Origin of the sequence: Streptomyces milbemycinicus (assembly GCF_002154605.1) — a bacterium.
Lineage (GTDB): Bacteria > Actinomycetota > Actinomycetes > Streptomycetales > Streptomycetaceae > Streptomyces > Streptomyces milbemycinicus.
On record NZ_MUNE01000318.1, the window covers coordinates 44,331 to 59,468 of the forward strand.

The 15,138-nt window shown below is 68.8% G+C and carries 12 protein-coding genes; all 12 read left to right on the top strand.

Going from position 1 to position 15,138, the window contains the following annotated elements; translation table 11 throughout:
* Positions 1 to 166: 166 nt before the first annotated feature.
* The 12 genes from CCN51_RS25005 (at position 167) to CCN51_RS25060 (ending at position 15,131) form a co-directional block, all read left to right on the top strand.
* On the top strand, positions 167 to 1,039 hold the full coding sequence (locus tag CCN51_RS25005) for a ThiF family adenylyltransferase (RefSeq protein WP_014175765.1): 873 nt from the start codon (positions 167 to 169) through the stop codon (positions 1,037 to 1,039).
* Entirely contained in the window at positions 1,040 to 2,014 is a 975-nt protein-coding gene (locus CCN51_RS25010; protein WP_014175766.1) for a methionyl-tRNA formyltransferase, read from the top strand.
* Positions 2,015 to 2,199: 185 nt separating this feature from the next.
* Entirely contained in the window at positions 2,200 to 3,387 is a 1,188-nt protein-coding gene (locus CCN51_RS25015; RefSeq protein ID WP_043486589.1) for a class I SAM-dependent methyltransferase, read from the top strand.
* A 140-nt stretch (positions 3,388 to 3,527) separates the two neighbouring features.
* Positions 3,528 to 4,733 (top strand): CapA family protein, encoded by a 1,206-nt coding sequence (locus tag CCN51_RS25020; RefSeq protein ID WP_014175768.1) that lies wholly within the window; start codon positions 3,528 to 3,530, stop codon positions 4,731 to 4,733.
* Positions 4,730 to 5,176 carry a RidA family protein gene (locus CCN51_RS25025; protein ID WP_014175769.1) on the top strand — a complete coding sequence of 149 codons (447 nt, stop codon included), beginning with the start codon at positions 4,730 to 4,732 and terminating at the stop codon, positions 5,174 to 5,176. Before CCN51_RS25020 ends, CCN51_RS25025 begins: the two co-directional genes overlap by 4 nt.
* 13 nt (positions 5,177 to 5,189) lie before the next feature.
* A complete protein-coding gene (locus CCN51_RS25030) occupies positions 5,190 to 5,894 on the top strand; it encodes an ArsR/SmtB family transcription factor (RefSeq protein WP_043486591.1) in 705 nt (234 codons plus the stop codon).
* Between the two features lie 156 nt (positions 5,895 to 6,050).
* Positions 6,051 to 8,021 (top strand): FAD/NAD(P)-binding protein, encoded by a 1,971-nt coding sequence (locus CCN51_RS25035; protein WP_342749393.1) that lies wholly within the window; start codon positions 6,051 to 6,053, stop codon positions 8,019 to 8,021.
* The gene (locus CCN51_RS25040) at positions 8,018 to 9,487 is read left to right on the top strand and encodes a nitrosuccinate lyase (protein WP_014175772.1); all 1,470 of its coding nucleotides are present in this window, start codon (positions 8,018 to 8,020) and stop codon (positions 9,485 to 9,487) included. Before CCN51_RS25035 ends, CCN51_RS25040 begins: the two co-directional genes overlap by 4 nt.
* 83 nt (positions 9,488 to 9,570) lie before the next feature.
* Entirely contained in the window at positions 9,571 to 10,986 is a 1,416-nt protein-coding gene (locus CCN51_RS25045) for an MFS transporter (RefSeq protein ID WP_014175773.1), read from the top strand.
* Entirely contained in the window at positions 10,976 to 12,427 is a 1,452-nt protein-coding gene (locus tag CCN51_RS25050) for an FAD-dependent oxidoreductase (RefSeq protein WP_055413919.1), read from the top strand. Before CCN51_RS25045 ends, CCN51_RS25050 begins: the two co-directional genes overlap by 11 nt.
* Positions 12,424 to 13,563 carry a 3-oxoacyl-[acyl-carrier-protein] synthase III C-terminal domain-containing protein gene (locus CCN51_RS25055; RefSeq protein ID WP_014175775.1) on the top strand — a complete coding sequence of 380 codons (1,140 nt, stop codon included), beginning with the start codon at positions 12,424 to 12,426 and terminating at the stop codon, positions 13,561 to 13,563. The genes CCN51_RS25050 and CCN51_RS25055 overlap by 4 nt, the downstream gene beginning before the upstream one ends.
* Positions 13,560 to 15,131: an AMP-binding protein gene (locus CCN51_RS25060; protein WP_014175776.1), complete on the top strand. Its 1,572-nt coding sequence runs from the start codon at positions 13,560 to 13,562 to the stop codon at positions 15,129 to 15,131. Before CCN51_RS25055 ends, CCN51_RS25060 begins: the two co-directional genes overlap by 4 nt.
* Positions 15,132 to 15,138 lie beyond the last annotated feature (7 nt).

Genomic DNA, 15,138 nt, shown 5'->3' on the forward strand with positions numbered 1-15,138 from the left:
TGCCGGGCCAACACCCTGCGTCTTTCGCACACTTAGGCGGGTCCCGAACTGTTCTTCAGGTAACTTTTTGGCAGCAGGCGCCGCAAGGGAAACAAGGATCAATCAACCCCCTTGACCGCGCCCAGGTGCGTTGAGTTTTCCGCTCATTCACGAGAGGATCCACGCGATGGCTGACAGGCTCACCTATCGGGGCACCTACGACGAGAAATTCTACTGGGAGCGGGTCGACCGCAACCTCGGCTGGCTCGGCAACACCCCCGAAGAGCAGCGGGCCCGCCAGGAGAAGCTTCGCGACTCCGTCATCGGAATCGTCGGGACCGGTGGAATCGGCGGCGCGGTCGCGATGCGGCTCGCCCGTATGGGAGTCCGCAATCTCAAGCTCGCCGACCCCGACATCTTCGAGCTCTCCAATGTGCAGCGGCAGATGGGGGCGGATGTCAAGACCATCGGCCGCAACAAGGCCGAGGTCGTCGCGGAAATGACGTACGACCTGACCAAGGACGTGAATATCGACGTGTTCCCCGAGGGGATCACGCCCGATTCAGCCGAAGAGTTCATGGACGGCTGTGACTACGTCATGGACCAGATGGAGTTCTACCAGGTAAAGAATCGGTATGCTCTGCACCGCGCATTCCGAAAGTCCGACCGGTGCAAGTTCATGCTCAAGATACCGACGGTGGGCCATACGGTCATCGTCTACAAGTACACCAAGGACTCGATGACCATCGAGGAGGTGTACGACATCCCCGAGGACGCCGAGTTCACGCCCGAGGTCATCAACAAGCTGGTGGAGCGCGCCATCGCGGTGATGCCGTCCTATCCGGGACGCGAGATGATCGACCACTGGTTCGTCGATATGCAGCGCATGCCCATCTTCGGCGCCTGCCCGCCGATGGCCGAGGGCATCCTGACCGAGCGGCTCGCCCTGGAAATCCTTGAGATCCCAGGCCTCGAACCCCTCCCCGTCCAGCCCGGCTACGCCATCTTCGACTCGCTGAGCTGGACGGCGAAGATGGTCCCGGGGAAGTGGTGGGCTTAAGTGAGCGAGTTACACCCGATCCGGGTCGTACTCTTCTCCGAAGTCAACTCAAAGCTCGGTTCGCCGTTCCTGTCCATTCTCGCCGAGCACCCGCTGGTCCAACTCGTCGGCGTGGTCACCAGCCCGCCCGGAAAGCTGTGCCCCTACTTCATCGGGGAAGAGGATCAGGTCGACCTCGAGAAGCAGGCCAGTGAACGAGGCATTCCGGTGTTTCGCGCGGCCAAGGTCAACGACCCCGCGGTGATCAGTGAACTGGCGGCCCTGGAGCCGGATTACTTCCTGATCGGCAACTACCAGCAGATCCTCCGGCCCGACATTCTGGCGGTGCCGACCGTCACCACGGTCAACTTCCACCCAAGTCCGCTGCCGCGCTATGCCGGCTGGGCGCCCTTCTTCTGGATGGTCAGAGAGGGAGAGCTGGACAGTGGGGTGACCGCGATCGATGTGACACCGGAAATCGACGGTGGGCCGGTCATCATGCAGAAGCCGATCCGGCTGACCGGCCATGAAACGGCCCTCGAGGTCAGGGAATCCCATACGATGGCCAATGTGGCGCTGCTGAGGCAGCTCCTCCCGCGGCTGATCGCACGGGAGTACACGACCTCCCCTCAGGTGGCCGACTTGCGCAGCTACTTCAGCAAGCCGGAGGATCGCGACTACTGGCTGGACTTCACCCAGCCGAGTGCCGCGATCGCGAGAACCGTCCGTGCGGGATACCGCAGACCCGGTGCCTATGTCTCCACCGACCGGGGGGACCAACTCACCATCCTGACCGTGGAAGACGTCGGCCGTAAGTTCCCCGAGCCCGATGCTCCGGGAATGCTGCGCGTCGAATCCGGCGCGGTTTATGCGGCGAGCCGGGACGGCTGGCTGCGACTGTGGTCCATCGACGTCAAGGGTGAGGAACGGCTCGCCCGAGTTCCGGACGGCACCGCGCGTTTCGACACCCGATTCCAGGCCCGCGGCGACATCTAGCGGCGACCTTCACCCCAGCGTGTCCGGCCGCGGCCGCGGCTGCGGCCGGACGCGCTGTTCCCTGCCCGCACAGCGGCTGTTACATCCCGCCGGCCCCTTCCCGCCGGCCCCTTCCCGCCGGCCCCTTCCCGCCGGCCATTCCCCGGGGCCAGGCCCGTGTGGTCGGCAACGAGAGGAACACCCACATGGTTGAGCAATCCCCCACTTCTGGCATCGGACTCGACGACCGCGCGTACGCGTCCGGCTCCCCCACCCGCCGTGACGACAGCGTCAGGACATTGGTGGACTTCAACTATCTGTCCGCCACGACCGGCGAGCAGAAGACGGTCCGCGCCGCTCATCAGATATACGAGCATCTGATAGGTATGTGGGCGCCCGCAGTCATCGAGGCCGCCCACGACCTCGGGGTCTTCTCCTGGCTGGCCAACCGGTCCGGCACGGTGGAGGAGATGTCCGCCGAGCTCCAAACCGAACAGCGGGCCACCCGGGTCCTGCTGGGCGGGCTCCTCGCCTACGGGGTGATCGAGCGTTCCGAGCTCGACGGTGAGGTCCGCTACTCCCTTCCGAGTGATTTCCAGCAGGCGCTGCTCCCCGGCGGAACCTTCAGCCTGGTGGGCAAGATGCTCCATGACCGGCATGTCGCCTGGGCCGGCTGGCGCAACCTCGGCGACGCGGTCCGGCACGGCACCCGCGACCAGTCGGGCAACGACCGTACGAACCAGATCTCGGAGACCAACTACGAGGATCTGACCTCCGGTATCAACTTCTGGGCGCCGCCGATCGTGGACGTGCTGTCCGCCGCCCTGGCCGAGACCGGCTGGAAGAAGGACGAAGTCGTCTCGGTGCTCGATGTCGGCTGCGGGACCGGCCTTTACAGCCAGCTGCTCCTCGAGCGGTTCCCCACCTGGAAGGCGGAGGGCATCGACGCTCCGCGCATCATCCGCCTGGCCACGGCACAGGCGGAGCGGCTCGGCGTCGGCTCGCGCTTCACCGGCACGGTCCGCGACTTCTGGAAGGACGGCTGGGGCGAGACCGTCGACCTGATCCTGTTCGCCAACATCTTCCATCTGCAGACACCCGACTCCGTACAGAAGCTGATGCGCAGCGCCGCCGACGTGCTCGCCCCCGACGGCCTCATCTGCATCGCCGACCAGATCGTCGTGGACGAGGCGCGGCCGGTGACGGCGCAGGACCGCTTCGCCATGCTGTTCGCCGCCTCGATGCTGGCCACCGGCGGCGGCGACGCCTACACGCTGAGCGCCTACGACCAGTGGCTGGCGGAGGCCGGGCTCGAGCGGGTGGCGGTGCTCGAGGCGCCGATGCACCGCCTCCTCCTGATCGGCCACGCGGGCCGGCACCCGTTGCCCGCCTGAACCCGCGCACCGCGGGGCAGCGACCGACCGCCGCGCCCGACGACGGTTAGGCCGCCCCCGAATCACGGAGCAACTAGGCTTATTCGGCAAAACGGAGTGGACACATTCCACGCCCGTCTCCAGCGTCCGAAAGAGTGAGCATGGCAGTCTCCTTATTCGCGGTTGGCGATGTCTTCATCGACCGGGAGAATCCCGAGACCGCGTTTGATGTGGCCAAGAACGTACTGAGCGCCGGGGACGTCGTCTTCGGCAACTGCGAAGGAGTTTTCAGCGACACCTGGGAAAGGGCGCCGAGTTCCGGATCTCCCGTCGTGGCCCCGGCCAAGAACGCCGCACCGTTCGCGGAAGCGGGATTCCATGTGATGTCGCTGGCCAACAACCACAGCGTGGACGGCGGTCATCAGGCGCTGCTCAACACCCGGGACACGCTGCACGATCTGGGCATCGCGACGGTCGGCGCGGGCGCCAACATCGCCGAGGCGCGTACTCCGGCGATCGTCGAGCGGGACGGGCTGCGCATCGCCTTCCTGGCCTACTCCTCGGTCTTCCCCCACGGCTATGAGGCCCGCGCCGGGGTTCCCGGACTCGCCCCGCTGCGCGCCCACACCCGCTATACGCCGTGGGAGCTCAACGAGTGGAATCCCGGGCTGCTGCCCCGCGTCACCACGGAGAACTTCCCCGAGGACGTGGAGGCTTTCACCCGTGACGTACGAGCCGCGCGCGAGCAGGCGGACATCGTTGCCATCAGCTTCCACTGGGGGGACTTCACCCGCCCGTTCGTACTGACCGACAACGAGCGCCGACTGGCCCGGCTCGCCGTGGATTCCGGGGCGGACATCGTCCTCGGGCACCACCACCACATGCTGCGCGGCATCGAGTGGTACGAGGGCAAGCCGATCTTCTACGGGCTCGGGCACTACGTCTTCGATCTGCCCAACCTGCCCCAGCGCCTGGCCAAGGACGGCTACCTGAGCGCGGCTCGGCCCCAGGACGAGATCGAGCTGAGCCGCCGGTTCGGCGAGTTCCGTATCAGCCCCAAGGAGGAATACCCGCTGCTGCCCTTCCACCCGGATGCGCGGATGACCGGTGTGGCCGTGGTCCGCGTCAGTTCCGAGGGAGTGCTCTCCGCCGGGTTCTGCCCGGCGCTGATCGACGCCCGTAACGAACCGGTGCCGGTGGCGCCCGAGAGCGAGACCGGGCGCCGGATCGTCGAATACCTCACGGAATGCTGCTCCCAGGAGCGGCTGCCGACCCGCTTCAGCGCACCGCTGGACGGCTCGGGGCTGCCGGCCGACAGCATCCAGGCTCTCCCCGTGTCGGAGTCCGAGATCGGAGCCAAGGCATGACCACTGACCGTCGGGAAGACGGAGCGGCGGCGGACGAGGAGGTCGTCCGGTATGTGGAGGTGCCCGGTGTCGGCGATCCGCGCAGGTTCGGATACGCACAGGCGGTCAGCGCCGGCGGACTGCTCTTCGTCTCGGGTCAGCTCGGCATCGACGAGGACTACAAGCCGGTCAGTGACAGCTTCGACGAGCAGGCGTACCGGGCGATGGAGAACATCCGGCGCGTGCTGAGCGCGGCGGGCGGTGGCATGGAACACCTGGTGTCCATGACCATCTATCTGACGGATATGCGCAATGCCCCGCGTTTCTTTGACATTCGAAGGGAGATCCTTGGGGAAATTCTGGTCTCGAGCACCGCGGTGGCCGTGTCCGGGCTGCCTCTGCCCAACCTCCAGGTGGAGGTTCAGTGCGTAGCGCATATTCCCCCCTCACAACCCACGGCGTGACAACGGAGAAAACATGCTGGACCCCGGGCAGCCACGGCCCGATATCGCGACCGTAGCCGAGCTTTTGGGCAATACGACACGTGCGACGATGGTCAGCGCTCTGGCGGGAGACTTTGTGATGCCCGCCGGCGAACTCGCCTCGATCGCGGGCGTCTCCAGGCCCACGGCGAGCGAACACCTCTCCCGTCTGGTGGACCGCGGTCTGCTCTCCGTCGACCGCATGGGGCGGCACGCCTACTACCGGATCTCGAGTCCGCAGGTGGCGGAGTTGATCGAGGCGCTGGCGGTCATCGCACCGCTGAGGCCTCCCACCTCGCTGCGGTCCGCGCGGCTGCTGAAGACCCTCAGCCACGCACGTACCTGCTACCGGCACCTGGCCGGGCGGATCGGGGTGGAGCTGGCGGGCGCGTTGCTCGACCGGGGGCTGGTGCGCCGTGGGGAGAGCGGCCTGGAGATCGACACGGAGCGCTGGGACGCGGAGAAGCCGCTCGGCCTGGCCTCCGGCCCGTTGGAGATCGAGGGACAGCCGCTGATCAAAGGGTGCGTGGACTGGAGCGAGCGCCGCCACCACCTGGCCGGGACCGCGGCAACGGCCCTGACGGACCAGCTGTTCGAGCTGGGCTGGATCGTGCGAGCGCGCGAGCACAAGCGGGCGGTCGTGGTGACCCCCGCGGGCGCGGAAGGGCTGTCGGACGAGTTCGGATTGAACCTCCTGTGAATCGCCCCTCGCCGCCCGGGGCAACTCCCGGGCGGCGGGGCGGTGGAGTGTGCGCAGACGGCCGTCCACGCTCTGGGCTGCTGTCCGTCGGTTTGACGCAAGCAACCCATTGGAGAATTGATGGCTGGCCGACGACTCGACATCTGCATCATCGGCATGGGGCCTCGAGGACTCTCGGTGCTGGAGAGAATCTGTGCCAACGCCCGGCATACGGGGCCCGACACGCAGATCACCGTGCATGTCGTGGATCCCCACCCGGCAGGGGCGGGCAAGGTGTGGCGCACCGCGCAGTCGCGACACCTGCTGATGAACACCGTCGCCTCGCAGGTGACCATGTTCACCGACGACAGTGTGGACCTCGAAGGCCCGCTGGCGCCCGGTCCGAGCCTGTACGAATGGGCCAGGTTCCTCACGCTGATGGGGCCCTTCGACAAGTACCAGTACCGGCCCCTGATCCTTGAGGAGGCCGCCGCGCTGGGGCCGGACTCGTATCCGAGCCGGGCCTTCTACGGGCACTATCTGGAATGGGTGTTCCACCGTGTCGTGGGCGCGGCACCGGACCATGTCCTGGTCCAGGTCCACGAGGCACGCGCCGTCGCCCTGGACGACGCCGCTCCCCCGATGGCAGCGGCCGGGGAGGACACCCGGACCGCGGAGCGCGGAGCCGGTGATCTGCAAACCGTGCAGCTGGACGACGGCAGCTGGCTCGACGGGCTGCACGCGGTGGTGCTCGCCCAGGGCCATCTGCCCACCGCCGCCACCGGACGCGAGGCCGCGCTGAGCCGGTTCGCGGACGAGCGCGAACTGCTGTACTTCCCGCCGGCCAACCCGGCGGACGCGGATCTCGGCCAGGTGCGCCCGAAGGAGCTCGTCGCCCTGCTCGGTCTTGGCCTGTGCGCCTTCGACTACATCGCCCTGTTCACCGTGGGGCGCGGTGGGCGGTTCGAACGCGAGGAGGACGGCTCCCTCACCTATCTGGCGTCCGGCAACGAGCCGCGTCTGTACGCCGGTTCCCGGCGCGGCATCCCCTTCCACTCCCGGGGCGAGAACGAGAAGGGCCCGCATGGGCGGCACATTCCCGTCGTCCTCACCCCCGAAGTGATCGACGGCCTGCGGGCACGGGCGTCGAACGGTGGCATCGACTTCCGTCGCGACATATGGCCGCTGGTGGCGAAGGAGGTGGAGACGGTCTACTACGCCACCTCGCTTACGGCGTCACAGGGCGTACGGGCGGCCGAGGCGTTCCGCAGACGCTATCTCGCCCTCCCGTGGGACACGCCGGAGGAGGCCCGGCTCCTGGACACCTTCGGCTTCCCCCGCGACCGCAGATGGGACTGGGAGCGGATCGCCCGCCCGTACGGCGACCGGAAGTTCACCAGCCCCACCGACTTCCGCGACTGGCTGCTGGACCATCTGCGCCAGGACATCGCCGAGGCGCGGGCGGGCAATGTCAGCGGTCCGCTCAAGGCCGCGCTGGATGTGCTGCGCGATCTGCGGAACGAGGTGCGGCTGCTGGTCGACCACCGGGGGCTCACCGGCCGCTCCCACCGCCAGGACCTCGAACGCTGGTACACGCCGTTGAACGCCTTCCTGTCCATCGGTCCGCCCGTCCAGCGGATCGAGGAAGCCGTGGCCCTGATCGACGCGGGCCTGCTGGAGGTCCTGGGCCCCGATGTGACCGCGCACGCCGACGACGAAGCGGGGGTCTTCGCCGTCAGAGCGGGCTCAGTACCGGGGTCCGAGGTGTGGACCACGGCCCTCATCGACGCCCGGCTGCCCGATATCGACGTACGCAGGACCGCCGATCCGCTGCTGACGTATCTGCTGGTCAGCGGCGCGTGCCGACCGCACCGGATTCCCAACCCCGACGGCACGGCCTACCAGACCGGCGGCCTGGACGTGACCGAGGGCCGCTTCCAACTGCTCGATGCGTCGGGCCGGCCGCATCCGAGGCGGTTCGCCTTCGGTGTGCCCACGGAAGCGGTGCACTGGGTGACCGCCGCGGGCATCCGTCCGGGCGTCAACTCGGTGACGCTCAGCGACGCCGATGCCATCGCCCGGGCCGCCCTCTCTCTGGCCGCCGAAGTGTCCGGGACGGAAACCGAGACCACGAAGGCCACGGTATGACCGCGCAGGACGGCCCCACTCCGGCCGTCGACTGCGGCCTGGACTCCGGACTGCTGTCCCCGGTGCGCGCGGGCGCGCCGGCGGAAGCCGCGACCTCCGACGAGGCGTGGCTCCAGGCGCTGCTGGACGCGGAGGCGGGCCTGGTGAGGGCCCAGGCCCGGCTGGGTGTCGTACCCGAGGATGCCGCCGCGGCCATCACCCGTACCGCGCAGGCCGGTCGGCTCGACCTCGTACGGCTGGCTCGCAGCAGCCGCGGTGCCGCCAACCCGGTGGTGGCGTTGGTGGAGGAGCTGACCGCCGCCGTCGCCCTGACCGACCCGGACTCGGCCGAGTACGTCCATCGGGGCTCCACGAGCCAGGACATCATGGACAGCGCCGCGATGCTGGTCGCGCACCGGACCACGGGGCTGATCCTGGCCGACCTGGACCGGGTGGCCGCGGCGCTGGCCCGGCTCGCCGAGGACCACCGGGACACCGCCATGCCGGGGCGCACCCTCGCGCTGCACGCGGTGCCCGTCACCTTCGGGCTGAAGGCGGCGGGCTGGCTGCAGGCCGTCCTGGAGGCCGGGGAGCGGCTGCGCGCGCTGCGCGCACAGCTGCCCGTCCAGCTCGGCGGTGCGGCGGGCACCCTGGCGGGCTATCTGGAGTACGCCCGTGTCCACCCCCGGCCGGACGCTGGTGACGGTGGCGGGGCGCGCGTGGCGGAGTACTCCGCGGGTTACGGGGACAGGCTCATCGCCGCCTTCGCCGCCGAGCTGGGGCTGGCCGAACCGGTGCTGCCCTGGCATACGGCGCGCGCCCCCATCGCCCGGATCGGATCGACACTCGCCGAGGTCACCGGCGCGCTCGGCAAGCTCGCCGTGGACGTCCAGACGCTCTCCCGCACCGAGATCGCCGAGGTCGCCGAGCCGGCGGCGGCAGGCCGCGGAGTGTCGTCGGCGATGCCGCACAAGCGGAACCCGGCGCTGGCCACGCTCATTCGCTCCGCAGCCCTTCAAGTCCCCGCTCTCGCCCTGGTGCTGGCGCAGGCCATGCTGGCCGAGGACGAGCGGCCCGCCGGGGTCTGGCACGCCGAGTGGCAGCCGATGCGCGAGTGTCTGCGGCTGGCGGGAGGCGCCGCGCACAACGCCGTCGAACTGGCCGAAGGGCTGAGCGTGCGCCCCGGGCGGATGCAGGACAACTTGGGAATGACCGGCAGTCTGCTGATCACCGAGCGGCTGGCCGCCGTGCTGGCGCCCGTGGTCGGCAAGGCCACGGCGAAGTCGCTGATGAGCCGGGCCGCGGCGGAGACGACGCGCACCGGCAGACCGCTGAGCGCCGTCCTGCTGGACCTTCCCGATCTGAACGGCCACTTCGACGCGGCCGAACTGGCCGAACTGCTCGACCCCGGACGCTACACCGGTGCCGCCGGCGAACTCGTCGACCGGGCCCTCGCCCACTACCGGGAGACCCGCCGGCCGCTCTGACACCCCGACGCTCCCACAGTCTTCCCACAGTCCGGATCAACGCCCACGCACGCCCGTATCCGCACAGGCAAAGGGGTATCGCGATGTCTCGGCTCGACCCGGGATCCGGCACGGAAAACCGTGCGCAGATCCGCCGTGTCGTGCTGTCCGGCTGGCTCGGCAGCACGATCGAGTACTACGACTTCCTCCTCTACGGCACTGCCGCATCCCTCGTGTTCGACAAGCTCTTCTTCACCAACCTCTCCCCCGTGGCCGGGACGATCGCCTCCTTCGGCACCTTCGCCGTCGGCTATCTGGCCCGCCCCCTGGGCGGGGCGATCTTCGGTCACTTCGGGGACCGGCTCGGCCGCAAGGCGATGCTGGTGGTCTCGATGGCGATGATGGGCATCGCCAGCACGCTCATCGGCCTTCTCCCCACACATGACCAGGTCGGCAACCTGGCACCCACGCTCCTGATCGTGCTGCGGCTCATCCAGGGTGTCGCCGTCGGCGGCGAGTGGGGCGGGGCCGCGCTGCTGACCGCCGAGCACGCGTCGTCGCGCCGGCGCGGACTGCTGACCAGTCTGGTGCAGATGGGAGGGCCGGCCGGTACGGTGCTGTCCACGCTCGCCCTCATGCTGTTCTCCACCCTGCCCGACGACGAGTTCCTGTCCTGGGGCTGGCGGATCCCGTTCCTGCTGAGTGCAGCCCTGCTCACGATCGGCCTGTTCGTACGGCTGAAGGTGACCGAGAGCCCGCTGTTCACCGAGGTCCAGCAGAGCGAGTCCGTGGTGCGCAGACCGCTGGTCGAGATCTTCCGCAAGCCCAAGCCCCTGTTTCAGGCGTGCTTCGTGGTCTTCGGAGCCACCGTGTCCCAGGCCCTGACCAGTGTCTTCGCCATCAGCTTCGCGAAGGACGTCGGCTATGGGCGCACCGAGATCCTGATCGGCCAACTGGTCAACGGCGTTGCGGCGGCGATCGCGATACCGGTCTCCGCGGCCTGGTCCGACCGGGTCGGCCGGCGTCCGGTCCTGCTGGGCGCGGCGCTCACCCTCGGCGCCATGGCGTTCCCGGTCTTCGCCCTGATCAACACGGGGTCGCTGCCGCTGATGCTGATCGCGCTGGGAATCCTCGCGCCGCTGCCGATGGGCTCGCTGCTCGGCCCGGTGCCCGCGCTGTTCTCCGAGATGTTCGGCACCAGCACCCGCTACACCGGGGTGTCCATGGGCTACCAGCTGGCCGCCGTCGTCGGCGGCGGCCTCGCGCCGCTGATCGGGGCGCTTCTGCTGTCGGCCAACGGAGGCGACGACCCCTGGCTGGTCGCGCTGTACATGCTGGCCACCTGCCTGGTCAGCGCCACCGTGGTCTGGCACACCGCCGAGACCCGGGGACGGGATCTCGCGCTTGAGTCGACTGCTCCGCCGTTGGGAGAAGGTGCGGACAACGGAGCCAAGGCGGCAGTGCTCGCCGCTCCTTACCAGGCGCGCGACGAGGTCGCGGGGGATCTCGATGCCCGGTAGTCAGGATTGTCGCCACACCAGCGAGGTGGCCATCGTCGGCGGCGGTATCGCGGGGGCCTGGCTGGCCTACCGGCTGGCTCAGCGAGAAGTGCCGACGGTGCTGATCTCCACGGAGGAGCATGCGCCGGCGACCTCCCGGCAGTGGGCGTTCGGCCTTGTGGAACAGCGGGTTTTCGACTGTGCCACCGCGCCCGCGGCAGAGGTGTTCGCGGACGGCTCCGGCACCCAGGATCCGGGCTACGCCCCCATGATGGCCGAGTACTTCGCCGAGGAATTCGAGGAACTGAACCGGCTGGTGGAATACGGGCCCTTCGGTCCGTATCTGCACCCGCGCCTTGCCGAACCGGGTATTCATATGGGCGGCGGCGGCAGCGTGGTGGACGCGGTGCTGGCCCGGTTCGAGAAACTGGGCGGGACCACAATCCACGGCCGGGTGACCGATCTCGTCGTCGACGGTGACGTCTGTCTGGGCGTGCGTTATGAACACCATGGCGTGCCCGGCAGGATTCTGTGCACCCAATTGGTCTTCGCGTCGGGCGGGTTCTGCGGATTGTTCGCGGACGGGGTCGGCAGCAACACCGGGTATCTGCTGGGCACCTATGCGCGGCACGGCGGCCGTCTGGCCAGTCTCGAACTGTTCAACCGGTTCCCGCTGGGCCTCCCCGACCGCAACCGCCCCCTCTACCCCTCGGATTTCGACGGGGCGCCCCGGCTGCTGCGGGCCGGGGAACGGGCGGGCGAACTGGAGAAGGCGCTCGACGCGTACCAGGGGGACCGGTGCGACGTGGATGTGTTCGCGCACTACTGGACGCGGAACCTCGATGTGCCGCACACCGTGGAGCTGGCGGACGGCTCGTTCCGGCTGGGGCCGGTCAGGGGATTCAGCATGGGGGGCATGGCGACGCGGTTGGCCCCCACCGTGCGGAACGTCCACGCCACCGGCGAATGCGCCTACGGCCTGGCCGTCGACTCGATTTCCGGTAAACCCTTCCCGTCCTTCCTCGCCAAGGGCCGTATGCTCGCCGACGCGCTGGCGCGACACTCGACCGGCGTCGCCGAGGCCGACTTCGAGGCGGGCGGGGCCCAGCCGGGTGCGGATGCGTCCTTGCGCCAGGAGATCCGGCACCGTCTGGACGCCTTTCAGGACAGCAGATTCTCCCTGGCCTCGGCCGAGGAATTCGCGCGGTGGTGCCGGAGCCAACGAGGGCGGCGCCGGGCGGACGGCACACCGGACAACGAGGACGTGGATCTGCTCATCCTGGCCGAGGCATACACCCGGTCGACCATGGCGCGCGGGGAGAGTCGCGGATTCTTCTTCCGCCCCGATCTGCCCACCGCCGATCACACCCTGGACAACCACGTGACCCTGGCCCATTACGACGCGGCCGACGACCGGATACACGTGACGCTCTCCCCCCGAGAAACAGGAGCGAGTACATGACCGCCGTCACCGGAATCGATCCCCGACTCATCTCAATCGCCACCGAAATGCCTCGCCCCGAGTACACGACCGAGGAATTACTCGAGGCCGGCCGGGGGCACTGCTCCGACAAGCTCGCGGCGATGCTGGGCAGCCTGGGGGTGGAGAAGAGGCATTCGGTCCTCGCCAATTACACGGACGTCCTCTTCCAGGGTGCCGAGCCGAAACTGGACACGCTCGCCGTCGACCTCGCGGTCGGCGCCGCCCGTAAATGTCTGGCCAAGGCCGATGTGCCGGTGGAGTCGATCGGTCTGGTGCTGGGCGTGAGCAGCACCCCCGGCCGGCTGCTGCCCAGCCTGGTGTGCGATGTGTTCGCGCGGATGCCGGAACTGCCGCGGACCGCGGCGAACCTGAGCATCGAATACATGGGCTGCTCCGCGATGTCGAAGGTCGTCGATACGGCCCGTTGGTATCTGAGCTGCAATCCCGGCAAACGGGTCCTTGTCTGCTTCATGGAGGCGATCACACCGCTGTCCCCGGAACTTCCGGGCTTCTACTCGCACTTCTCCGAAGTGGACCAGGAAGAACACCAGGACACGGTGAACGTGCTGCACGGCTTTCTCTTCGCGGACGCGGCCGTGGCGATGCTGCTCGGCGCGGAGGGCGAGGGACCGTCGTTCGGCCCGGTGTCCAATCTGACGAACGAGCAGCCGGAGGACGCCGAACTCGGCACCGTCCCCGATGGCGGATCGGATATTCCGGTGGTGCACGGGCGGCGGGCCTACACGCTGGGCCCCGACGTCACTCCGCGCGGATCCTTCTACGCCCGGGAAACCGTCCGTATGGCGCTGGCCGACGAGTCCTGCGCCCTGTCCGACCCCCGCGACGCCTCGGTGCTCCTCCTGCACACCGGCAGTGTGCGCATCCTGGACACCCTGTGCGAGCAGTTCGGCCATCCCAAGGACGCCGAATCCGTCGCCTCGTCGTACCGGGTGCTGCGCGACTACGGCAATACGCTGGGGTGTTCGGTGCCCCTGATGGTGGCGGAGCCGGTGCACCGCCCGGCGGGGCAGGGCCTTCTCGTGGCGTTCGGTCTCAGCTTCAGCTGCGGCGCGTTCACGATGACGATTCCCGACGGCGGTTGGAGCCCCCGGTGACGGCCGCGGGGTGGAATGTCGACGCCGCCGTGGGGCAGCGGAACCTCGCCGACATCGTATGGGGGACGGGGCAGGGCGACGGGGTCGCGCTGATCGAGCACCCGACCGGCCGGACCCACCGGTACCAGGACCTTCTGCTCGACAGCCGACGGTTCGCCGCCGCCCTGCTGCGTCGGGGGCTTCGCCCCGGCGAGAGCGTGGCGATCATCTGTGACAACAGCGGCGAATTCATCGTTTCCTACTACGGCACGCTGTGGGCCGGGGGCGTGGTCCTCCCCCTGGAGCCCCTGGGCAGCGGGAACGAATGGCATACGGCGCTGGAGCACAGCCGCCCACGGTTCGCGGTCGTGACCGCTGCGGTGTGGCAGAAGCTCGAGGGGCAGGCCTTCGCGGACTCGTTCCAGCATGTCTTCGTCATCGGGGAAGGCGGCACACGGTCGGCGTCCCCCACGGTCGAAGCAGTCGAAGCGGCCGACTGGGACCAGATGCTCGGCGCGGAGCCGGCCACCGCGGTGGCCGAGGGAGGCGGCCGGACGGCGGTGCTGGCCGCGTCCAGCGGCAGTTCGGGCACGCCCAAGCAGATCGTGCTGACCCATCGCAACCTCGCCGCGAACATCCTCCAGGTCGACCACGTACACCGGCTGACGGCCGACGACGTGGTGCTGGGCATCACCCCGTTCCGCCATCTGTACGGGATGCAGATCTCGATGAACCGCACGGTGCACGCACGCGGCACGCTCGTCTCCCTCGCCACGCCGTTCAGCGCCGAGAACCTGCTCGACGCCGTGCAACGCCACCGCGTCACGGTCGCCTATGTGGTCCCGAGCGTGCTCGCCGAACTCGCCCGGTTCCCCGATATCGAGCGGTACGACACCTCGAGCCTGCGGATGCTGCACTCGGGCGGCGCACCGCTCCCCCTGGCGATCGCCGAGACCTGCGCACGCGTCCTGGGGGCCGAGGTCGTCCAGAGCTACGGCATGACCGAGGCGGGTGGCTGCACCCACGCTCCGCCCGACGGCAGCCCCAGCCCGCCGGGATCGATCGGGGTCCCCATCCCGGGCACGCAGACGCGGTTCGTCGACCCCGACACCGGCCTCGACGTCGGAAACGGGGCGGCCGGCGAGATCTGGATCCGCGGTCCGCAGATCTCCCCGGGCTGCCTGCAAGGGCCGGACAGCGTCGTCCCCGTGGTCGACGCCGACGGCTGGCTGCACACGGGTGACATCGGCCGCAGCGACGCGCGGGGATACGTCACGATCACCGGTCGGTGCAAGCAGCTCATCAAATACAAGGGCCATCAGGTCGCGCCCGCCGAGCTCGAAGCGATCCTGCTCGGCCACCCGGATGTCAGCGACGCCGTCGTCGTGGGCGTACCGGACGAGGCCGTCGGAGAAATCCCCAAGGCATACGTGGTCCTCAGCGCTCCGGTCCCGCTCGACGAGGTGTCGGCGTATGTCGCGGAGCGGGTGGCGCCGTACAAGAAGATCCGGCGCATCGAGGCCGTGCCCAGCATTCCCAGGTCGCCGATGGGCAAGGTGCTGCGCGGCGCGCTCGGGTCCGACCGGTGAACACCTC